The 21,849-nt window shown below is 52.9% G+C and carries 15 protein-coding genes and 1 pseudogene; 6 read left to right on the forward strand and 10 right to left on the reverse strand.

Features of this window, described 5'->3' with window-relative positions; genetic code table 11:
• Nucleotides 1-44: 44 nt before the first annotated feature.
• Genes GOX45_RS00965 through GOX45_RS00980 form a run of 4 tightly spaced genes read right to left on the reverse strand, consistent with a single transcriptional unit; the run spans nucleotide 45 to nucleotide 5,245 of the window.
• Nucleotides 45-689 carry a hypothetical protein gene (locus GOX45_RS00965; protein ID WP_171097094.1) on the reverse strand — a complete coding sequence of 215 codons (645 nt, stop codon included), beginning with the start codon at nucleotides 687-689 and terminating at the stop codon, nucleotides 45-47.
• Nucleotides 686-2,362, reverse strand: coding sequence for a transporter substrate-binding domain-containing protein (locus GOX45_RS00970; protein ID WP_171097096.1), 1,677 nt, complete (start codon nucleotides 2,360-2,362; stop codon nucleotides 686-688). The genes GOX45_RS00965 and GOX45_RS00970 overlap by 4 nt, the downstream gene beginning before the upstream one ends.
• Nucleotides 2,359-3,066, reverse strand: a complete 708-nt coding sequence (locus GOX45_RS00975) for a methyltransferase (protein ID WP_171097098.1) — start codon at nucleotides 3,064-3,066, stop codon at nucleotides 2,359-2,361. The genes GOX45_RS00970 and GOX45_RS00975 overlap by 4 nt, the downstream gene beginning before the upstream one ends.
• Complete coding sequence (locus tag GOX45_RS00980; protein ID WP_171097100.1) at nucleotides 3,059-5,245, reverse strand: adenylate/guanylate cyclase domain-containing protein; 2,187 nt, start codon at nucleotides 5,243-5,245, stop codon at nucleotides 3,059-3,061. Before GOX45_RS00980 ends, GOX45_RS00975 begins: the two co-directional genes overlap by 8 nt.
• Before the next feature lie 589 nt (nucleotides 5,246-5,834).
• Between GOX45_RS00980 and GOX45_RS00985 the strand changes: the two genes are divergently transcribed.
• Nucleotides 5,835-6,872, forward strand: coding sequence for a lipase family protein (locus GOX45_RS00985; RefSeq protein WP_171097103.1), 1,038 nt, complete (start codon nucleotides 5,835-5,837; stop codon nucleotides 6,870-6,872).
• Between the two features lie 320 nt (nucleotides 6,873-7,192).
• On the opposite strand, the gene GOX45_RS00990 is transcribed toward GOX45_RS00985, so the two are convergent.
• The 6 genes from GOX45_RS00990 to GOX45_RS22010 form a co-directional block, all read right to left on the reverse strand.
• Nucleotides 7,193-8,494: an MFS transporter gene (locus tag GOX45_RS00990; RefSeq protein WP_171097105.1), complete on the reverse strand. Its 1,302-nt coding sequence runs from the start codon at nucleotides 8,492-8,494 to the stop codon at nucleotides 7,193-7,195.
• Nucleotides 8,495-9,111: 617 nt separating this feature from the next.
• On the reverse strand, nucleotides 9,112-10,164 hold the full coding sequence (locus GOX45_RS00995; RefSeq protein ID WP_171097107.1) for a TRAP transporter substrate-binding protein: 1,053 nt from the start codon (nucleotides 10,162-10,164) through the stop codon (nucleotides 9,112-9,114).
• Nucleotides 10,165-10,694: 530 nt separating this feature from the next.
• Nucleotides 10,695-11,801, reverse strand: a complete 1,107-nt coding sequence (locus GOX45_RS01000) for a serine hydrolase (protein WP_171097108.1) — start codon at nucleotides 11,799-11,801, stop codon at nucleotides 10,695-10,697.
• Nucleotides 11,802-11,933: 132 nt separating this feature from the next.
• Complete coding sequence (locus GOX45_RS01005; protein ID WP_171097110.1) at nucleotides 11,934-13,259, reverse strand: amidase; 1,326 nt, start codon at nucleotides 13,257-13,259, stop codon at nucleotides 11,934-11,936.
• A 77-nt stretch (nucleotides 13,260-13,336) separates the two neighbouring features.
• The gene (locus GOX45_RS01010) at nucleotides 13,337-13,918 is read right to left on the reverse strand and encodes a disulfide bond formation protein B (protein ID WP_171097112.1); all 582 of its coding nucleotides are present in this window, start codon (nucleotides 13,916-13,918) and stop codon (nucleotides 13,337-13,339) included.
• A 9-nt stretch (nucleotides 13,919-13,927) separates the two neighbouring features.
• Complete coding sequence (locus GOX45_RS22010) at nucleotides 13,928-14,083, reverse strand: DUF5993 family protein (RefSeq protein ID WP_256415672.1); 156 nt, start codon at nucleotides 14,081-14,083, stop codon at nucleotides 13,928-13,930.
• Between the two features lie 496 nt (nucleotides 14,084-14,579).
• Here GOX45_RS22010 and GOX45_RS22275 point away from each other — a divergent pair.
• The 5 genes and pseudogenes from GOX45_RS22275 to GOX45_RS01030 form a co-directional block, all read left to right on the forward strand.
• Nucleotides 14,580-14,960, forward strand: a pseudogene (locus GOX45_RS22275) (AsmA family protein); the annotation flags it as partial.
• 303 nt (nucleotides 14,961-15,263) lie between these two features.
• Nucleotides 15,264-17,222 (forward strand): AsmA family protein, encoded by a 1,959-nt coding sequence (locus tag GOX45_RS01015; RefSeq protein WP_254445895.1) that lies wholly within the window; start codon nucleotides 15,264-15,266, stop codon nucleotides 17,220-17,222.
• A gap of 158 nt (nucleotides 17,223-17,380) precedes the next feature.
• Complete coding sequence (locus GOX45_RS01020) at nucleotides 17,381-18,616, forward strand: metallophosphoesterase (RefSeq protein ID WP_171097115.1); 1,236 nt, start codon at nucleotides 17,381-17,383, stop codon at nucleotides 18,614-18,616.
• A gap of 231 nt (nucleotides 18,617-18,847) precedes the next feature.
• Nucleotides 18,848-20,515, forward strand: a complete 1,668-nt coding sequence (locus tag GOX45_RS01025; protein WP_171097117.1) for a sulfatase-like hydrolase/transferase — start codon at nucleotides 18,848-18,850, stop codon at nucleotides 20,513-20,515.
• A gap of 60 nt (nucleotides 20,516-20,575) precedes the next feature.
• The gene (locus tag GOX45_RS01030; protein WP_171097119.1) at nucleotides 20,576-21,820 is read left to right on the forward strand and encodes a DUF3179 domain-containing (seleno)protein; all 1,245 of its coding nucleotides are present in this window, start codon (nucleotides 20,576-20,578) and stop codon (nucleotides 21,818-21,820) included.
• The last annotated feature ends 29 nt before the right edge of the window (nucleotides 21,821-21,849 follow it).

Genomic DNA, 21,849 nt, shown 5'->3' on the forward strand with positions numbered 1-21,849 from the left:
TGACGTAATAGTGGGTAGAAGAATTGCAAATCATAAAAAACGTCTCATGTCGAACGTGTTTTTATTGATTTGGCGTTTGAAAACAGATGTATCCCAATGCGGACGCAGGCGAAGCCGAGCTGAAACACGACGCCAAAGGCAAATACGCCGATCATAAAAACCAACATCTGATCACCAAGGGTTGAGTATCTTTCAGCCTCGCGCAGAACGACTGCGATACCTTCATTAACGCCTATTGCCACGCCAACGCTGGAGGACATCACCAGAACGACGAAGGCGCGTATCAAATTAGGTATGAGCAGTAGCGCTGCTTCACGCGAGCCTTTGCGCAGTTCGATTATGGCGGTCTTGCCGTTATCAACCACATAGGCCGCAACATACGGTACCAGTGACAATGCGACGATCAGCTCGGGTGAAAGCGAGACGTTGGTTCCCAAGACCTGAAATTGCCGTGGAACAGTGTTTAATAGAAAGAACATGACGACAAACGTTGGGGCTGCGCGCATCAAACCGACGAGCGGATTGATCGCATGCGTCCAAAAGCGCCCCGTGAGCAAGATCAGCACGCACGGAACACCTAATGCCAGCCCAAACGCCAGGGCGATCAGCGCGATCTGGAAGTTGACCACCATGCCAGTAAGCAATTCGCTTGGATAATCCGAATTGAGCAGATTAATCAGCTCGGTCATGATCCGGCCTCCTGCCAACGCACATCAAGTCTTTTGCGCATGACTTCACATACCCAGACGACGCAAATCACAACGGTAATATAGAACAGTAAGACCAGCGTGTAGGTGGTAGCGCGGCCAGCCGCGAAAGATGTTATGTCGGTGAGGGCACTCAGAAGCTCGGGTGCCCCAGTGAAACTGGCAATGGGTGTGCCTTTGGCTGCGTTCACCAAAAATGAAAGAATCTGCGTCAGAGACCGCCGTACAGCCTCGCGATAGAGCGATAGGCTAAAACGCCCAACATGACGTCCGTCTCGGCGCAGACTGTATGCGGCTTCGCCAATCGCTTGACCCGCGTTACAGCCATTCATCAGGCCAAGTGCGATGATCGCCGACCCCAGAGCCACTGCGGGAGAATAGGTGAAGGTTGCGTTCGCTACGGCGGCGACTACCACCAGCGTCAGGATGACCGGCGAAGCCTGGATCACCGAGATCACGCTCCAGGCCAGAAAGCGCGCCAGACGATTTGGAAATGCGGCCAAAAGACCGACGATCAAGGCAAAGCCCAGCGTTGCGGTCAACGACCCAATGACAAGGACAAAAGAATTGACGACGCCAGCGGTAAAGATTTCAAAAGCCGGTTGGCTTGTCAGCATTGGCAATGTCGGGGAAAACCCAAGCTTGTCTTCCATCCAACTGCTTGCCGATTTGACTGTATCAGCAAACGCGGTTGGGGGTGGAGTTGCGTCGAGGGCAGGCAGAACACATGAGGGGTCTTGTAACGCAGCAATCGTTGCGCATCCCGATGACTGCCAGAGACCCCGTTGTTCTTCCAGGAATTGTGTGAAAATTCCGTTCTCGCGCGCGAGTTCGAGGAATTCACCGTCGCGATGCATTATTTGACTTATGAGTTCCAATGCCCGAGCCAGATCGTCGCTGTCGGATTGAGCAACTGCTATTCCCCAGGGCACAGGGTCAAAACCGAATTTGGGCTCGAACCGATCACCAAAGGAGGGTTCCGCAAGGTATGACGCCAGGAAACTGTCATCATGTGCGACCAACCGACAAACTTGTTCCGTCAGCGCCTCTGGCAGGCGGCTGGCATCTTCGAACAGCATTAAGCGAACGCCTTCTGTGACCAGATGAGCATTCGCGTAGTTACCAATTGTGGTGCAGACACGCTGGCCAGAGATATCGGACCAAGCCGAAACATCTGTTTCGAGCGGGCCTAGTATGATTGTTTCTGATTGATAATAGTGGGGGCGGATGAACTTTGCCTGACTGTCCCGGCGCGTATTGTGCCCCATGGTCGCAATCACAACGTCGGCGCCGTCTTCAGCAAGGGTTGATATCCGTGTTGCCGCGCGAACATGTACCCACTCAGGCTCTACGCCGAGCCGGGCAGCTATTGCTCGGGCCACATCTGTGTCGTAGCCGATCCTGTCGGATCGATCTGCATTGCGTGTAGCAAAAAGCGGATAATGCCCTCTTATCCCCGTGCGCATACGGCCAGAACAAAGTATCCGGACAAGACGATCAGCCGTCGGATCGTCGCAGGCTGTGGGCAACTTGGCTCGCGCCTCGGTCAGTAGTATTTCGAGGGCTTCATCTGGAGTTTGGGCGCTAACAGGTGCAACTACCAAGGCCGAGGTCAGTATAAAGACGGCCAAAACAATTGCTGTTGCAACCTTCATAAAAGTTCCTCTCCAGCGCCAGATCGAGCGAGCGACAACACAGCCACTTCGCCGAAAGTGTGGTCCCCGAACCGAAAGATCGAATTCCCGGTTTCCCGCTTCAGAATAACTCGATTCATAACATCCAACTTGGTTTGGGGTAGGGGAACCAGAAAGGAGTTGAGTAGGCGAACTGTGAACCCCAGCGCAGCAGCTTTGTCTCGGGTCTCTCCAAGGCCGATGAATGCATTGTGCACGATCAGCGCGCGGCCACGTGGCGCAAGATGCGGGAGCAAGCCTTCAAGGAATTGATCTAGCAGTCTTCGGCCGCTAAGGCCGCCAGCGCTCCAAGTCGCTAAGCGTCCTGCAACAGTGGCTTGATCCATTGGAAAGTGAGGAAGGTTAGCCAGCACCAGTTCGAACTTCCGATTACCCAAAGGGTCAAAGAGCTGACCTTGGTGAATGTCGTATACCGCCGCAGTCCCCTGGCTTTCTAGCAATGCGATGGTCGACGCGACCGCGTCGGGCTCAATATCAACACCTGTTAGTTGTGCCGCACCCTTTGCGCCTGCTGCAGCGAGTAAAACTCCGCTTCCGCAGCCCACATCAAGTACACGAGCCCCGACCAAACTATTGTTTTCATCTTGAAGACATCGCACCAACGCGGCTGAGTAATCGCTGGGACGAAACGGATCAGTCGTCGACGCACCGTATGCGCTACACATCGTTGATTTCTCGTACCCAAGCGCGTGAGGGCGGGTCGATTTCACCCGCCTCCAACCGCTTCACATGCAAGCTGGCCACCGGATCATCGGGTCGCCTTTCTAGGACTTCGCGATAGGCTTTGAGAGCAGTGTTGTGATCTTTTGCGACCAAAGCATCAAACGCGCGCCGACTAAGCCGAGCTATCTCCAGGGTGCTCTCTGATGGCTCAAACTGGTCACCCGCACCATGTGCTCCTAAAAGCTCGTAAATTGTGACAAGAGAGCGTCGTCCTTTTACCTGCAACTCGTCGATCGGACGAACGCACAAACGATCACCGGCTTCGCGAAACGTGTCATGGCTGATGCATATTTGTGTACCATAAATTTTGTTACAGTCTTCAAGCCGAGCCGCGATGTTTACCCCATCGCCCAACACAGTGTAGCTCATCCTTTCTCGTGAGCCGACGTTACCGACCAAAACCACGTCGGAATGAATGCCGACCCTAAGCCGCATTTCGGGCTCGTCGGATTTGCGCCAATCCTGGTTCAGACGCTCCAGATCATTTTGAACAGCCAATGCGGCAACGCAGGCATGAAAAGCATGTTCATCCAGAGGTGACGGCGCGCCCCAAAAGGCCATGACACCATCGCCGACAAACTTATCGATTGTGCCCTTTTCCTCAAGAACGCGACGGTTGAACATCCCCAATAGCGAAGAAACGCGACTAAGAAGATCCCGCGCTGCAATTCGCTCGGCTAAGGTCGAAAACGCCTCTACGTCGCAGAACAAGATCGACAGGAACCGACTCTGCCCGCCCAGTTCAAGCTTTTGATCTGACTTTAGCAACTGCCGAACCAACTCAACTGGAACAAAGCGAGCAAAAGCCTGGACAGCCGTATCTAAGGTCTCAATTGCAGATGAGAGAATCGCAATTTCTCTCACGCGTGAGCGAACTATCGAGATGTCCGAAGCGCTATCTAGCGATTGTATCCGCTCGACCTTGCGCGCGAGCCGTTGGAGAGGGGAGGCGACGAGGCCTGCAATAATCGTGATTACAGTTAGTTGGATCGCTACGGCGGCCAGCCCAATGATCAGCATCTTGCGGTTGCTCGCGTGAAATTCAGCCGTAAAATCGTCAAGTGGTGTAACCACCATTAATCGCCAGGGCTTGCCCAAGTTTTCGTGGAACGAGGATAGCGAGACGATGAAATCCTGTCCGTCATAAGAAAAGTCGTATACTTCTGCCCCCTCGGATTCGTGGCTCTGGCTATATGCCGTGGCGGCAATTCGATTCTCGGCATCTGCGACATGAGTCAAAGCCACTTGGTTGTTGCCACCGCCGAATTGGGTCATGCCGTCTGAAGCCGCCAGAACCAGCCCTTTGTCGTCCAGCATATAGCTTACGCTATTGTCGCTGACAGGGTTCTCAGCCAGGTACTGCGAAAAGCGATCCAGTGTCACATCTGCGGCGACGACGCCCAGTAAACTACCGTCGACAGAGTAAGGTTCGGCGACAGTAAATCCTACAAGTCCAAATGCCCAGAAGAGCTCTGGATCTGTGATAATAGCGTCGCCTGCCTCTTCTGCCTGTAAATACCAAGATCGACTGCGAGGATCATAACCGCTGTCTATCCCGACGTCGCCAAGGACAGACTGTTCATTATCAAGAAAGATATACCTGTCGAGAATTGGCGGCCCCATGTCCGGTTCGATCAAGCGATAGGCATAGACCGCGTCTTCGGGAGGCTTGGCTCCGTGGAAGGATGCGTCATGATCATGAATGCGTCGCGCTTGACGAAATCCGCCGTCGTTTGTTCCGACATAGATGTTCAACAACGTTTCACTGTAGCCCAACATCTCGAAAAGATAGACTAGCGCTCTGCTGTCGGTGAATAGATCTGGGGCTTGCCGACCAAGCTCTGCCGCCGTCGCGACGAGAGATTTCAATGCTTGGAACTCCGAGTTTATCTGTCGGATTGTTTCGTTGCGGAACCTTTCGACAATGTCCGCAGCGTGATTCCTGAGTACACGCTCACTCGATTGGTAGTTGATCTGAATTGTCGCTAACAGAACCGGAACTGTTGTTAAAAAGAACACCACAATAATTGTAGCTTTGAGCGGAACCGAAAAGCGTCGCCTGGCTACATTCGACCCGTTTAGGGGCGCGACGTCTGTCTGGCTTTCCTTTGTGTTTTGCATAAAGCCAAACCCCGGTAATACTTCAACTGATCATAACACACCTATTTTCCAAAGGTTCCAACTTAAATGTTAGGTAGTAGGCAGTCGCTCAGTTACCAATCGCACAAAGATTAAGCGCCTGTGATGAGCTAACACATGCTCCTTTTTGTCAGATCATTCTTGTCTTATTTCACGCGTGTCTCGTATCCCAGCTATGTTTCGGGCCCAGTTTTTTCCAAACAAACCCCGTTCCAGTGAATCCTGTCTTAGGAGAGGCAACCGACAGTAATGCTTGCTTGAACGCGGGCTAGAGTCGATCCGTTTAGGTTTCGCTTACCACACTAACCGATATCCGCCCTATCGGTTGCTCTTGAGTGGTTGATTGCTTGATCCTTTGAGACGGCTCTGTCGAGGTTTTGGAATTTGTTCGGGACATGATCCGACGCTGTTGCCCGAACAACGCCATTTTGCGTGAGAACCGCCGCCTGCGAACCAGGTTCTGTCGGACCAAAGAATTCAACATCTTTGTTGCTTAGGTAGAATTTTGCCTGTCCAACTTAAGCGCTCAAAAACTGTTGTATGGGCGTTGCAACGCAGTTTTGATGTTTTCATGACTAGCACCTCACTTTCCTGGCCCGAAGCGTTGGCCGCGATGAACGCTTGTATCTGTGCATACCAAATCCGCCGCGTGACCACTGTGCACAGCGAACAAGCACCAATCTTGCGCAGCGAAACGCGTGGCAATGGTGATGAAGCCTTCGTTTATGATGTGATGCCCGTTTTTCAGGATGCCGTTGGTTTCCGGGCGCTTAGCGAAACTTATACGCCTGATTTCGAAGCCTGTGGTACCGATGACATAGACGCCGCACTCGTCGGAGCACTATCACGAGATCGCGCCGTCCTTGCATTGCGTGGAACACTATCACCCAATTTGGTTCGAAACGATTGTGCCGGGTGGATCAGAGATTGGCTACAGGATGCCGAAGCCAAACCTGAACCTTGGTCTGTCGGCGATCAAGGGACTGATGAAGCCGAAACCGGATTTGCGACCGCCGTTATGCGTCTCTGGCCTTGGATCGAACGTAAGCTCGCACCGCGTGTCGCTTCACTCTCGGGTGGGTTGGTGATTACTGGACATAGCAAAGGAGGTGCAATGACCTTTCTTGTCGCGTCGCTCGTCAGGGAAAAATGGCCCGACCTTCCAATTGTGGTCTACGCCTTCGCGCCGCCTGTGGCTGGCAACAGTGCGTTTGCGCGTGCCTACGCGGCTAGCGGATTAACTGATGTAACGCACAGAATCCAAGTTATCCGCGATGCCGTGCCGTATCTGCCCCGGTGGGATCGCGCAGACATTTGGGCAGCGCTCAAACCATCTGGGGTTTTGGAACGCGTTGGTTGGGACGTTCTTGCTCGGCTTGCGCATGATCTGACGGGTAAAGGTTATACCGCTGTGGGTGACGTCGTCGTGATTACGGACTCACAGGGGTCTGTTTCATACGGGATCGAAGCCGTCCGAGCTTCACTAACCGCAATTGCAACGGCCCTTGAGGCTAAGGAATACGAGGCAGTCGCATCCGCACATTCCAGCGTCTCGAGTTACCTTCGAATGATAAAAACTGCGGCGCGTAAGGCCGGGAATGACGGCTGAGTGCGCCTGATCTTACGCATCGCAACCTGCAAATTTTGGCTGCTTTAAGTGAGAGCGCGTTAGACTTCGAAATGGGGGAATCACTAGGACTACGATTACTCCAACTACCTCATCATACTGAGTTTTTCCCAGTGCGTTTCGCCAATGTCAAACTATGACTGACCAATCGATAACGGTGCTGTTTTCTCAGTGTTTGTGCGTCGTGATAGAGTGTATGTGATTAGAGGTAAGCATAGTTTCGTCGCAGACTATTCAGCAATAGATGGTAGGTCGAAACCTGCGGGAGACTTTCCCATTCGCACAGGATCGAGGAACCATTTTCATACGAGTCCGCTTTGACCGCCGCTGCTCTTCGCTTGCTTGGTTGGGGCTAGACGGAACGCATAAAACATCGCGATCAGATTGAGCGCCGCCAGCACGAAGATTGGTGTGATTGGATCCTGAAGATGCGCCACCGCGCCCAGGATTGCGGCAAATGCAATACCCACAAGACCGGCGATGACGTCACCGAGCGCCACGAGATAAGGGCGCTCTTTCTCGTTTGTCATTTCGATTACATACAAGTATCGGCCGTAGATCACGCCGTTGCCGCCCAGAGAAAGCAGTAGGATGACCAATGCGTACAGCCAAACATTCTGTGCGTAGCCCATCATTGTAAACCCAAGTGCCAACAATGCTGACAGGGTCGAGATTAAGCATCCAAGCCACATCACCGGTTTAACTGAGACTCGACCGCTGAGCCAACCCCACGCAATGGACCCAATCACCACACCAGCGCTTGCCGCAATAACAAAGTAGCTGAGCGAGTGTTTCGTACCGACGTGGTAAGTAGCGGCATGGATCGTGTAGAAAGGCATGGCCAGCTCGACTGATACAAAGATAAGCCGCGCGGTTAGGAATTTCCTGTACCAGGGGTAAGCCATGCCAGTCTTAAACCCGGTTTTCAACTCGGCCATCGGTTTTGGCTTCTTGGCGGGCTGCGGTGCTACGGTTCGTTCTTCGAAAATCTTGACGCCGGCGAAGCTGATCCCTGCAGCAAACATGGCAATCACACCGCACCACATTACCACGATATGGCGCTGCATCGGCTGGTCCGAGACCAAAAGGTCCTTGGTGACCCAGACAACTATGATCGCGAGAATCCCGGAAATGGTAGCCTGGGCAAAAACCATCCGGTTGCGCTTGGCATCTGGGACGGAAATTCCGTAGATCTGACTGGTGCCAAGGCTGGTGATACCCTGACATAGCCCCATGACGATAGCAGTTACTAGGAACAGCAAGATCACCATGAGTTCCGGCAGCGTCGTCGCAAACAACGCAAGTATCGCCAGAACCGTTCCTGTTAGGATGTTCGGTATATAGACTGCCAGTTTTGCGCGGGTCACACGGTTTATGAAGGGTGAGACGAAGATTTCAGCGATCAGGCGCGCACCGGTGACGAATGGCAGCAAGAGACCTGCTATGAAAGTGGGAGCCCCAAGCGCGAGATACAAGAACGGCAAAACCAGCCGCGGGTTGACCAACTGGTTGCCGATGGTCGACAGCGCTCCGGACCAGAAAATCAACTGATAATTGCGACCGTCAACCGATTTGGGTTGGGGTGGTAATTTCGATTTGCTCATTGATATTCACACACTGCCCTGCGGTTCCGAGTTTTAACAACGTTCACGCAGATACTCAATTTGTTCAACGGCTTGGTGAGGTTGCAAAGCAGTTGGAGCTGAAAGCGCCTCCAAAACGCGCGGATTCTGGCTGAAACGGACGTTAACTGAACGCCTACGATGGTTTTTGAGAGGAGGTCTGCAGAGATTCGTGCGATGCGGCTATGCGGCTTGGCGCGTAAGCCTTGAAAGCGGGCTGTGACCGCAGAACTTAATAAGGTTGTTTTAGGGGCCGGTATAGGTGTTTCGTCGAAGCTTTACGGTCATTGGGGTATCGCGCAGTCTCAGTAAATTTGTCGGAAAAACAAGCTGTTGACATCTTCTGTTCGCGTGACCGTTTCGTGTGCTATACAACCGCTGTCGACGATAAGTCCGGGCGGTTTCCGTCCAACAGCATCCAACGCAAGGACATGGTGCCGAGACAGCAATATCCGACGTTTGGAATTGCTCGAAACCGAGCATCGCGCCGTACGATCGCAAGTCGGCTTCGAGCCCTTTGCAGCCCGACCCATGTTGTGCAAGAGGCTCATCTCAGCCCCTGGGGTGCAACGGCCCAAGGGCCGCGCTGAGACGGCCGATCATGGGCGTTGCATAGGTATTTCGGTTAACGCGTCCCAGGCGTCTTCTTGCGTTTGCGCGGCCTGCAAACTGTCCCAGACCTCTGCCACAAAGGGGTCAGCCGCAGCCATCTCGGAGACAAGCACGTCCCAGGCTTCCCGGAGGCTGTCTAGGGTCTCAGGGGTGTAAAGGCGGACTTCCACGCCCTGTTCTTCCATTTGCGCGACGGCGGCGGCTTGTGAGTATTCCATCTGCAGGACTGAACGCAACGCGTTTGATCTGGCCGCCATGTCGATGATCTTGCGCTGGCTGTCTGTCAGTCCGTCCCAAACGTCGCGGTTGATGACCAACTCAATCATCGTCGAGGGTTGGTGCCAGCCGGGGAAATAGTAGAAAGAAGCCACTTGTGGAAAATCCAGCGCAAGATCCACCTGGGGAAAGCTGAACTCGGTCCCATCGATGGCACCACTTTCAAGCGATGAAAAGATCTCTGCGCCTGCGATCAGCACGGTATCCGCACCCAAGCTTGCCAGCACTTCCGAGGCCAAACCCGTCCAGCGCAGCTTGAGCCCGGCAAAATCGTCAGTCCCTTCGATCGCTGTATTGAACCAGCCGCCCGATTCCATGCCGGTGAAGGTTACTGGCATTGTCACGAGGTCAAAGCCTGCATCGACATACATGCGCTGATTGAGTTCGAGCCCACCGCCTTCGTAGAACCAGGCCATATAATCGAGCGCTGGCGGCCCGAACGGCATCGACGTGAAAAACGACGCAACGGGCAAGGACCCATGAAGGTAGGCCGCAGCGGTATAGCCCGCTTCGATCTTGCCGTCAGAAACCGCCTGTTGAATGTCGAAGGGTGGGACAATCGCGCCAGGTTCCGCCAGCTCGATCTGGATCGTCCCGCCGGAGGCTGCCTCGACATCTGCTTCGAACTGCCGGATCGTGTTGACGACCGGAAGGCTGGTCGGAAAAGCCGATTGCAGGGTGATCGTGACATCCTGAGCCAGGCTTGGCCCGCTCATGGCCACAAAGGGTAAGGTAGCTAGGGCCAGTTTGGTCATCTTTGTCATGTTGTCCTCCGGGTCTAATGGGTTAGCGTTTTAGGGTGCGCGATTGTCGATGCGATGCATTGGATCATGCTATTTCGAAAAGCTGGTCGATGAGCTGGATCTTGCCGCGGATGCCAGGATTTCTGTCTTAGGTGTGACCGCGTTTGATTGTCTTTGCCGTCTCGATCCAGCTCAGTGCCGCTTTGGGTGATAAAAATGCTTTGAATGCACTCACAATACCCAAGCAGCCGCTTCATAGTTGCATGATCACTCTTGATCAGATTGTTCCGCGACTTTTTGTCGATGTGCAGATTGCTTTCGAAATGTGGATCAAAGATGGCTCCATTGCCCGCGAACTTACATGTATACGGTCAATACGAAAACGCTGCTTTGTCCACATGTCGCAAGTTTGCACAGGGCTGCTTTCCCAAGCTCCGCGAATGACCCAAAAAGTGGGCTGTAAGCACCACATTTTGACCAATCAGTTATCGGCAGATTTGACCATTTACGAGGGTCTGCAAACATCCGCGACATCTATCGCATCCGCAAAACTATTCGGGGTTTGGGGTGAGAGCTGACACAAGCTTTTTTACTAACTCATCCACTCGCTCGGGAGAATAAGTGTTGGTCGCCGCGGCAATCACTAATTCGTCTTCTGGCACCATGTATAGAACTGCATACCACATTGTGTTTGATCCATTGTGCCAAACAGCTGTGGGCTTAGATTCGGTCGTTTGGATAACCCATCCGAGGCCGTAGCCTGTCGATACCGGCGTTCGCATGGTCTGACAACTTGTAAGCTCTAAAAAGTCGTTCCGATGACCGGCACATGCTTGAAGGTGCAACTGTCCCCACTTCATAAGGTCCCTCAAGTTCAAATGCAGTGTTCCCGCCGGCCCCATCCAACGTGGATTGTCTGACAACGGATTTTGAGGTGGGACGGGCATTGGAATCCCCAAAATTGATTTGTGCCCTGTCGCGGCGTCTTGCGGTACTGGCGCACCGAAACCCAATGATCTTAGGCCGAAAGGCATACCAATTTCGGTCTGAATGAGCTCCTCCCAAGTGCTTTTGGTAACCTCTTCGACCACAAAACCCGTAAGAACATACCCGACGTTTGAGTAGGAAAACTCGCCGCTCCGCTTCAGTGGTTCACTCCACATAGCCGATAGGGCCGCGTATCGACCAGCGGAAGGTTTGTTGTTGAATGTCTTTCGCATAACCTTGTTTGGTGGGTTTGCGGGCAGACCTGCAGTGTGACTGAGAAGCTGCCGAAGATTCAACGACCTCCAATCTGGGTGCATGCTATCTTTGTGGGACGGCAGGTATTGGTCGATCGGGTTATCGAGGTCCACCATACCCTTGTCAACCAATCGCATCACCAACGTGGATGTAAAGGATTTGCCAATGGACCCAATATGCCAGGCGGCGTCATCAGCGACAGCCGTTGAACCGCGAAAGGTGGTGGGTCCCGAGGTCTTAACCTGTGGCTCATTTTGCCCGACGACATATGCAACCCCGAGCGCGAACTGCGGATTTGCCTGAGCCGCATTTTCGAATAGTTCGCTTGGATCGCGTTTCTGAGCGCTTACTCCCGCGGGTAGAATTGTACTAACAACGGCGAAAAGCAGAACCTTGGACTTCCAAATCTTGAACATCTGGTAACGCTGCACTTGGAAAACGCCGATTTCAATCAGCTTGAGACGAACATTTTGATAGCGTGGACAGCTGTATTGCTGCGACCGATCCCAAGTGGCGCGAATGGACAGTGAACACAATACACCCTGGTGTCAGACACGCGGGCGCAACTTGTGCCAATGGGTAAGCTCTTGAAACTTTTGAGCAAGCTCCAGTAGAGACGTCTCCTCGTAATGGTGACCCACCATCTGCAGCCCAATCGGCAGGCCATTTTGGGTCTGGCCGCAAGGCAGGCTTAACGCAGGGTTGCCGGTGAGATTAAATCCGCATGTAAAGGGTACCAGACTCGCAAGTTCTTGCGTTGGGTCAAAATCCGCCAGAGGCATTGCGGGGCGCGGTGTCGTTGGTGTCAGCAAGGCCTGCACATTTGCTTTCCGGAGTGTGATGGCTAGTTCCCGTCGCAATTGAGACCGAATTTGTACCGCGTTTCGCAATTGGTCTTTAGGAATTCCAAGCCCGTTATCGATCATCTCCGCGACGGCTGGCGCAAAGTCGTCTCGTCGTTCGTTTAAGGTGCGAGCATTGGCGCAGGCCAACTCTGCGGAAAAGAACGTGACGATTGCATCGACAGCCAATCGAAGTGTGGGAATGTCAATTTCGATCAGCTCGATGCCAATTTGGTTGAAAACAGCAACGGCGTCAGAAAATGCGGCTTTGACTTCTGGGTCGAGGTCGCAAATTTTGGCAACCGCCTCAAATGTAGCCTCTCCCAGAACGGCGATCTTGGATGTGGTAGGGGACCTATCGCGATGCGCCGGTTGGTGCTGCAAAGTTGCTTTGTCCCAGGGATCTGGACCTGCAAGAATTGGCAGAATCTGGCTTAGATCTGCAGCGGATCTGGCGATGATACCAACATGATCGATCGACGGCGCAGATGCCTGACGCATCACCCCATGCGAGCTGATCAGGCCCCAAGTTGGCTTCAACCCCGTTGTTCCCGTCATGGCCGCCGGAATGCGAACGGATCCTGCAGCATCGGTCCCGAGTGCAAAGCGGGCGGATCCGACAGCAACCGAAACACCGGCGCCTGCGCTCGATCCGCCTGGGTAGAAAGAAAGATTCCATGGATTGCGTGTTGGTGGCTGATCCAGTCCGCAAGTCAATTCGTGCGCGATTTGCGTTCCGACCAATACCCCGCCCGCTGCGCGAAGCCGTTCGATGGCTGTTGCGTCTTTTGAAGGCACACGATCTTTGTACGCTTTCGAGCCCCCAGATGTCACAACACCCGCCACATCAAAAACCTCTTTGACAGCAAAGGGCCATCCCTCGATCTGGGGCTTCTGCGTGTTTACATGGGCACCGGCCTCGCCGGCCTGAGCGCCAGAAACCATCAGATGTCTGAATGCGTGTACTTTATCCTCACTGCGCGCTAGGGCATCCAGGGCGTTGTCAAGCTGATTGCTGGTGGAGGCGGACATGGGTTTTCTCAGATCATTGATGATATTCTATGCAGCCAAATGGCAAATGCTTCTTGGTCCAGATGCTTATCGCTCGCTTATGAATCGGTCGTGTTTTCAAGCTCATCCAACAGCTTGTAATCTGTCGGCGGGTCGTCGCAAATTCCCGGCCCACATTCTAACAGCGCTGAACCGGCGTTGACGATCGCCAAGCCTAAGATCAGAAAAAACGCGGTCTTGGCCAACGGGCTCCCGCCAAATCTCTCCGTCGCTCTGACGTCGGATGCAAGATCGTACTGCTTCTCAAAGACGAGCATAATTGCGGTCCCAAGGATCACCAAACCAAAGGCGATCCCGGCCCAAGTATAGAAATGCAGGCCGAATACGGGCGAGCCGTAGTGACCCGTCCCAGGAACGATATGCAACAGAATCTGCCGTATCGAAACGCTGATGCCAAAGATCGCAGCCACCAGGACTATTCCATAGTTTCTTGCCCGGGTCCCCCATAACAGGTTCAAACCCAGACCAAATCCGACCGCCACAAAGCCTACGCGTTGAAGCAGACACAGCGGGCAGGGCAGTTCGTACAATACGAGTTGAAAATAAAAGGCCAGAATCAACACAAGGCAAACCGCGAGGACACCAAGCGCATTCAGATTTCGAGCGAATTCAGGTGACATCGGCAACTCTCACAGCTGGATGGAAAGGGTGGTCGTGGCATGAAATTTCAGCCAATATGCGCTCATCAATAGTGTGAGCATAAAAACGGCGTATGAGAACCTTACGAGTTTGAAATACGCAAGCGTCATTGAGCTGGCAAAAAGTGCAAATAGCAATGCAATCATGGGATGCTCCTTACGGATCGAATATATCCGTGGTGACCAATCCTCCAAGCTGAACCGGTTCAGGTTTATTAATCAAGCCCCTAGCGATCATTTCATGGGCAGAGCTTTTTCGGCTGCTGACGACGCGTTCATCGTATAATCGCAGCGACTGTCGGCGATACGGCCCACGCCAGCGGCGTTAGAATTGAGTAGTAAATGTCTCCGATGTGCTGGTCTTTTCAGTGCCAAATTTTGGTTTTAGGCACATCGCTTCGAGCTATTCATAGCGAAGCATGTGGAAGATTTGGGCTCGGAGCGGACGTTAATCCTGTTCCGCAGAATGATTGCTTTTCGGTTATGGCTGTATTTCGTATTGTTTTGGCGGCGAGCTAGCTTGCGATAAATCGATAACAAACGCGGCTCAATTTAGTTTCTTCACGCAAAGCTGTTGGGTACCCTCTCTATTACAGAAGTTTTCGAGAACGTTGGCGATGTACGGTAAATGTGGTGAGATCATATGACGGGCATTTTGCGAGTAACAGTGCGAGCCGCTTTGTTCCTCGTTCTCATTCTCTTGCTTCTCTGGTCAGCTTTAGCTCTGCCCGTTTTCTCTGGGCTTCGAACTCCGTTTTTGGAGAGGATGCTCTCGGAACAGATCGGACAGACGGTTTTGATTGCAGGTGAAGTCAGCATCACACTTGGGGCAACCAGCCACATCCATGCAACCAAAGTGGAGGTGCCCAGCGAGACCATAGAAAATTTGAACCTGGCCGCTCTAAACGTTCTGGAGCTAGAATTAAACCTGCCTGCGCTGATTTCAGGCCAAATCGATATCGACAACCTGATCATCGATGGCCTCAATGTTCGATTGCTGACCGACACAGATGGGAAGCAAAGTTGGGTTGCGGACAATCGGCCTGAGGTCAGTGCCACAGCGTTAGATATTAAAGACAACACGGATGGCATCCTGGATTTTCTGAGCGACAAGACCGTGACGTTCACATCCGTTGCCCTGACGGTGAACAATGAGAGAACTGGATTCGAATTCGATTTCGAACTGGCAAACCTGTACTTGGACCAGTTGGGCGATGATGCAGGTGCGACAGTCACAAGCCAGGGCACTGTGAACGGGCAGAGCTTTCAGATCGAAGGTGACTATCCTCGCGGCCAAGCATTCACCACACATGCGAATTTTGGTGAGATGACCCTTGATTTCAATGGAACTCCCATCACCACACAGAACGGTGGCGGCTTCGAAGGCAAGCTGACTTTGGACACTGGCGAAATTGGCGATCTACTCGAGCTTCTTCGTCTCGACCGTGATATGGAAGGTCAGGCAAATCTGATGGCCGACATTAAAAGCCAGCACCCGAAGCTGAAAATCTCGGATATCAGCACGGCTTTGAACCTTGCAGGTGGTCAGTTGTTAACAGCGAAAGGCTCGGTCGAAAATCTGATCGGTTTCGAGGGTGTCGATCTTGCAATTGATGGACGCTTCTATCCGCAGGGCACTCCACCTGAAACGGCCACGGATATAAAGGATCTAAAGCTCACAAACCTTTCAACTCTGATCGTCGGTACGGAAAACGCGCTGGAGTTTCAGGATCTGACACTGACGACAAATGCGTTTGACAATGAGCTCAAACAGATCGGTCCGGTTCGCTTTGGCCGCGTGTTTCGCGCTGACAATGGGAACCTGATGCTGGAAGACATCACATTGCAGGCGGGGCCGCAGGATCGACCATACCTGACCGCCAAAGGCAATATCAAAGACCTGTTGCGCCTGAAAGAGATCGACTTTAGCGGGACGATGTCGATACCGGCATCACTGTTCTTTCAAGAGCAGAGCATGATAGACACAAAATCGCTTGGCAGCGTCGAAGGCAGCTTTTCTGCGGATGACCTGCAGGGGTTTCTCAGTCTCAACCAATTCGATGCGCAGACGGTCGATACCAAAATATGGCAGCTGAAAACCCAGGCCAAGCTTGGGAACGTAAATGACTTTGAAGACCTGTCCTTTGATCTCGACCTGGAGATCGATGACAGCGCCCGGTTTCTTGCCGCTATCGGCCAGAAAACAGTCAAAGCCGGGCCCTTAAAGGTCAACCTGTCCGCGCAGGGTAAGCAAGAGGATTTTTCGAGTACAATCGCGGTGACACCCGGCAATTCGAAGCTGAGCGCCAATTTGGAAACATCCACCGCTGGCGCGCGTCCGGTGACGAAAGGAAAGGTCTCCAGCGAAAGTATCGCTTTGCAGGATATCAAAGACGCGGTTGTTGTTGCTTCACGGATTGAAGCAAGCTTTCGTCAACCCGGGACAACGGGGCAAAAGCACAGCGGTTCGAAGGGGAAGGTGACTGACTTGATCGAAGCCGAAGATTTTCTGCTCGATCAGGATGTCGATCTGTCCATCGAGATCAAGAAAATCGCGGGCGAACAGATGATAACCAGTTTGTCCAGTCAATTGAGCGCAAGCAATGGCCTCGCCCAGTTGGGCCCTGTCGATGTCGCCTATGATGGCGGCCGTTTCTCGGCCACAGCAAAAATGAATATGGCGAAGAGCCCGCAGTTGCTTTCACTTCAAGGCACAATAAAAGACTGGAATCTGGAAACCCTCTTCAGCGAACTCAACACCAAATACTCTGCAGAAGGGCGCCTTCATGGCAGTTTCGCGTTTACCGGAAACAGGCGCTCGATCGAGGCCTATGTCAACTCAATGAAAGGGTCTACTTTGATCCTGATGTCCAATGGAGGAATATCAACCAGCCTTCTCGAGTTGTCCGGGCTTGGCATTTTTCCATGGCTGATTTCCGAAGAGCTCAGAAAAGGCTATAGTAAGATCACATGCCTGGCCGCCCCTATCAAAATCACTGCTGGCGACGTGTCTTTCAGTTCGTTTGTTGCGGAAACCAAAAAGGTACAGCTTGTCGCCCATGGCGATCTGGATTGGATAAAGAACACGATTTCAATTCAGGCCGAGGCCCGAAAGCTCGGCAAGCCCTTGTCGCGGAGTGCCTGGCCATTCGAAGTCGTGGGTTCGCTGACGCATCCCAAAATAAAGCTGCTTCATCATAACATATTCCAACAACGCAAGGATGGAGCTACGGAGTTACCCGAAAACCGAAAGTCCTGCGTCCCGGATATTAGTCAACTAAGATAGTAGATTGAGTTTTCCGTATCGAATTCGCTTCGATCCAGGCGTTCTCTCAGGAAAATTCGTGTCTCGGCAAAACGCTCTTGTGAGTGCACATATTCATTGAAATCTGAGCCGCCTCTACGCTCAAATAAGCTTGTTTCATTTTCCGGAAAGGGGCCAGCATGTTGACCAGAAATGCTTCATTCGTTTTCGTGGCATGGGTATGGCTGTGTTTTACCGTTTCGTCTTCTAGAGCCGACGTATTGCATCAATGGGTCCAACTCGGACCTGACGAAAAAATCATTGTGAGAGCGATATCTGCCTTGCCTAACTGCCCTTTGTTGCAGATCGATGGCCTGGCTGTTGCGATGAAGAAGCGCGCGATGCCACAGGACCAGTTTCCTCATCTGGTGTGCGAATACCACGCGCCAAAACTGGCTCAGAAAATAAAGCTCGAAGGAAACCTGCTGCCAACGCTGAAGCCAAACGTACGACGAATTGCCGTGATCGGGGATACTGGGTGCCGAATTCGCGGCACCAGAGTACAAAACTGCAAGGATCCAACTGCTTGGCCTCTGAAATCCATACTGGAAGAAATTGCAACCAGATCGCCGGATCTGGTTATCCATGTCGGTGACTACGTCTATCGAGCATCGGAATGTACGGACGTAGAAAAATGCGGCGGATCTCCATTTGGTGATACCTTCAAATCCTGGTCCGTAGATTGGCTGAACCCGGCGGACATTTTGTACAGGAGCGCCCCGTTTGTCCTCCTGAGGGGCAATCACGAAAACTGTGGACGCGGCGACAAGGGGTGGTTTCGGTATTTTGATGTAGGGCCCGTTCCTACGGATTGTCCCGCTGTAACCCTGCCTTGGATTGCAACCTTGAATGGTCTCGATCTAATTTCGTTTGACTCCTCGGCTGGCCCGGCACCGCAAAGCAGCACAGACCTGTTAGACATCTACCGACTCATGGCCAAAGACCTGTTTGAAAAAATCCGTAGCGAAGCATGGTTTCTCACGCATAGACCACTTTGGGTAAACATGCATGCGTTCGGGGAACTAATTGATGGTGACGACACTCAGCGGGCAGCGTTTGGCAAAGTCATCCCTGAGACGGTCAACCTTGTTTTGTCAGGCCACATCCATGCGTTTCAGGCTATCGATTTACTGGACGGTCCAGTGCAGGGGATAAGCGGTAACGGAGGAACGCAGCTCGATCCTATGCCCACCGATATTGCTACCAATGTTGAAGTTGCTGGCAGCCTGGCAAGTGTGGTGGTCAGCAATAACGATTTCGGTTTCTTAATGTTAATCTTGGAAGCAGAGGGTAGCTGGTCGATGGAGTCGATTGATGCGAAAGGAAGAACCCAGAATCGATGTCGACTTGTGGGCCGAATGCTTTCTTGCGAATGATGGAAAGCCGAATGTGACTAGAATGGCTCCATTTATCGATGCGTTGGGGACTTATGGGACGGCGAGATTAGGTTCGCGGTTTCCGCGGCAAACTGAGACTGGTTCGAATTCGTCTGACAGCACCGCCAAGAAAAAACAAACATTCGGATGTTATGATGTTATGGTGTTATAAGTTGCCAACACATCAAAGTTTAAGCACCGAAGCTCAGCTTCAACCTCGGGGGAGAAGGAATGAAACTACAATGGCTTTTGTTTTTGTGTGCAAGCCTGGTGGCACCATCGTTGCAGGCACAAGACGACCCAATTCAACACGATGCAGAGTATTACATATTGCAAGCACAACGCGCAGAACAATGGGCGCAGGATGATACCGCTGTTGATGAAGCTTTGGCCGCCTTTCGTGACGGTAACAATGGGCAGCCCCCAAACATAGTCAGCGTGCTGATAGATGATATGGGCTTTGGCGACATGGGCATACCCGAGCTTAACGCGGTCCGTGGGTACGACACTCCGAATATCAATGACTTTTCGGACGAAGCGCTGCGTATGGTTCGGATGTATACCGAACCGTCCTGCACACCAACGCGTGTGGCGCAAATGACCGGCCGCTTGCCTGTGCGTATGGGAATGGGTGACACAACGGTAGATATCGCTGGCTTTGGATTGCCGGGTAGTGAAGTGACACTGGCCGAAGTCTTGAAACAGGCAGGTTATGCAACCAGCCACGTTGGTAAGTGGCACATGGGCGACATTTCCGAAAGTTGGGCGATGAATCAGGGTTTTGATTACGCTCAGCACGCCATTCATCAGCAGGGCCAGCTGACCATTTTTAACGATGATGCGATCAAGGAACAGGTCTCGGTCGCGATTCGTGATTATGACGACAAATACACGCTGGATGGCTGGTTCCGACCGGATGCCTCGGCGATGATGACCGTCATCGAGGGTGAAACCGGTGGGCCGATCCGCGAAATCCGCATGGAATCCGGAGAGCGCTGGAACGCTGCCAAATACGATGAGATGAATCAGGCCTTTCAGGACAAAACGCTGAATGAGCTGGAGCGGCTTGCGAGTAGTGACGCGCCATTCTTTTTACAATACTGGCCTATGATCCCGCTGGACAATACCCGCGCCGGCCGTGAAGGGCCGGAAAGTGCCAATGGTGGTCTGTATGTCGACAAGATGCAGCTTTTGGATCAGTGGCTGGGCGATCTGTTCACGCGAATGGATGATCTAGGGCTCAGCGATAACACCATCGTTGTGGTCATGGGCGACAATGGGCATTTCACTAAATACGCGCCGCAATCCGGGTTTACCCCACTGATTTACGCGGGCGGTAAAGGCGACACGACCGAGGGCGGAGTACGCGTCGATGCCTTCATCCGCTGGCCGGGCATGATTGAAGCCGACGGGTTGCTAAACAGCATCATTCACGTCTCAGACCTCTACACCACGCTCTCGCGATTTGCAGGGGCGGATGAATTCATTCCCAGGGACCGTCTGGTCGATGGTGTCGATCAGGCAGCGGCATTACTATTTGCGGACGAGTCGAAAGCCCGCCGCGATCACGTCATCATCTACTCAGTCACGAAACCTGAGGCGATCGTTAAAGACCAATTGAAACTGAAACTGCCGGGACCCGGAGAAAATGCGATCGTCGCCAAATTCTTCGACCTCTACCGCGACACGCGAGAGGAATATTCGGTGTCTACCGAAGTCGGTGCGTGGGGCGGACAGGAATTCGTGCGTATACTGGGCCGTCACATGGCCCGAAAAGAGAAGTACCCTGATACAACTCCTGCTTTCGGCGTGCCTTATGAAGGGATTGAGAACATTCGTCCTGAGACACAGCAAGCCGTTGAAGCTTTCATGATCAAGCGCGCGTCGCCACAGAAGTAAGCCTGATCCTTCGCAATGAACCTGTGAAGGACTGTGTTAACCAAAGTCGAGGGTAACAGCATGATTGGTAGCATAATATTCGCACTTGGATTGATTGTGTCTCTCGGCATTGGGTTTGTCTATTTTCGCGATCTGGGCGACGTCTCTCAAATGCTGCTTAAAGTAAAGCGCGAGAATATGGTGCGCTTTATCCGCAACGAATACCGCCTGCTCGGCATCGGACTTGGCGCTTTTGCAGCAGCAACACTCGCGCACTTCCTTGTGGGGGGCAGCCCTTTCTGGCTTTGGCTTGTAGCGGCGGTGCTTATCCTTTTTCTTTATGGGTTTCCCTACGTTTGGGTGCATTTGGGGCTAAGGAACCAGCTTAATGACGCCCGGTATTTTCCCATTGAGGAGGCCCGGAAACATGTCGGACCAACTGCGCCGGTCATCGTCATCGAACACAATGGTCATGCGCGCGCACACCCGGATGCGCAGATCATGCGCCCTCACCTGGCGGGCGATGCAGATGGGCTGGGAGGTGAGGATGTGGTCATGACCTATTGCGCAATGGCCAATCTGGGACAGGGCTACACGCCGCAAATAGACGGGCAACGGCTGAACCTCGAGGTTTTGGCCCAGCACGGTAACAACCTGATCCTGCGCGACAACGACACGGGCGAGCCGATCCAGCATATCTACGGATTCCGCGAGGCGGACCGCGATCCCAACCCTGACGGTCCTGATTGCCCTCTTCGGCCCGAAGCGAAAATGAAGCCTTGGCCCACCTTTCGAATGACGTTCCGCGGGTTTCAGAAAGCCTATCCCGCAGGTGAGGTGTTTCTGAACAAGCCATCCCCGAACCCCTTGCTGCGCCTACTGGACATGATGACCGAGATCACTTTTGGCTGGGGCATCGGGCGCCAACATCAGGAAGACGCGCCCGTGATGGACAACATGGATCGCTCAGACCACCGGTTGCCGAACAAAACCTACGTCTGGGGAGTGACGATCGGAAAAGATGCGGCCTGCTGGACCGATGATTTTATCGTCGAGAACAAGTGGATCGTAAATGCCAATGTCGGAGGACAGGATGTCGTGATTAGCCTGGATCCGAAATATGAAAGCCTGGGCGTTTGGTATAACGACTCCGGTCAACCTGTGACCCATTGCGATTTCTGGGGCCATTCAGATCAGGGTCAGCTTAAACGTGTCGAAACCCTGCGCGCAGGCGTGTTCTGGCACGTCTGGTCCGAGTTCTTCCCGACCACAGATATTAATCGTGTCGGCAACGCTTCGACGGCAACCGAGAGCGCTGCAGAATGAGAATTATGACCAATCAGCCACAATATTTC

It is taken from the genome of Ruegeria sp. HKCCD7255 (assembly GCF_013031565.1).
Classification (GTDB): Bacteria; Pseudomonadota; Alphaproteobacteria; order Rhodobacterales; family Rhodobacteraceae; genus Ruegeria.

Excerpts from the sequence above, each read along its gene's own strand:
- GOX45_RS01000 (WP_171097108.1), bottom strand. The coding sequence starts at position 11,801 with ATGTTCAAGATTTGGAAGTCCAAGGTTCTGCTTTTCGCCGTTGTTAGT.
- GOX45_RS00980 (WP_171097100.1), bottom strand. The coding sequence starts at position 5,245 with ATGCAAAACACAAAGGAAAGCCAGACAGACGTCGCGCCCCTAAACGGG.
- GOX45_RS01025 (WP_171097117.1), top strand. The coding sequence starts at position 18,848 with ATGAAACTACAATGGCTTTTGTTTTTGTGTGCAAGCCTGGTGGCACCA.
- GOX45_RS00985 (WP_171097103.1), top strand. The coding sequence starts at position 5,835 with ATGACTAGCACCTCACTTTCCTGGCCCGAAGCGTTGGCCGCGATGAAC.
- GOX45_RS01030 (WP_171097119.1), top strand. The coding sequence starts at position 20,576 with ATGATTGGTAGCATAATATTCGCACTTGGATTGATTGTGTCTCTCGGC.
- GOX45_RS00965 (WP_171097094.1), bottom strand. The coding sequence starts at position 689 with ATGACCGAGCTGATTAATCTGCTCAATTCGGATTATCCAAGCGAATTG.
- GOX45_RS01005 (WP_171097110.1), bottom strand. The coding sequence starts at position 13,259 with ATGTCCGCCTCCACCAGCAATCAGCTTGACAACGCCCTGGATGCCCTA.
- GOX45_RS00975 (WP_171097098.1), bottom strand. The coding sequence starts at position 3,066 with ATGTGTAGCGCATACGGTGCGTCGACGACTGATCCGTTTCGTCCCAGC.
- GOX45_RS00990 (WP_171097105.1), bottom strand. The coding sequence starts at position 8,494 with ATGAGCAAATCGAAATTACCACCCCAACCCAAATCGGTTGACGGTCGC.
- GOX45_RS01015 (WP_254445895.1), top strand. The coding sequence starts at position 15,264 with ATGACCCTTGATTTCAATGGAACTCCCATCACCACACAGAACGGTGGC.
- GOX45_RS00995 (WP_171097107.1), bottom strand. The coding sequence starts at position 10,164 with ATGACAAAGATGACCAAACTGGCCCTAGCTACCTTACCCTTTGTGGCC.
- GOX45_RS00970 (WP_171097096.1), bottom strand. The coding sequence starts at position 2,362 with ATGAAGGTTGCAACAGCAATTGTTTTGGCCGTCTTTATACTGACCTCG.
- GOX45_RS01010 (WP_171097112.1), bottom strand. The coding sequence starts at position 13,918 with ATGTCACCTGAATTCGCTCGAAATCTGAATGCGCTTGGTGTCCTCGCG.
- GOX45_RS22010 (WP_256415672.1), bottom strand. The coding sequence starts at position 14,083 with ATGATTGCATTGCTATTTGCACTTTTTGCCAGCTCAATGACGCTTGCG.
- GOX45_RS01020 (WP_171097115.1), top strand. The coding sequence starts at position 17,381 with ATGTTGACCAGAAATGCTTCATTCGTTTTCGTGGCATGGGTATGGCTG.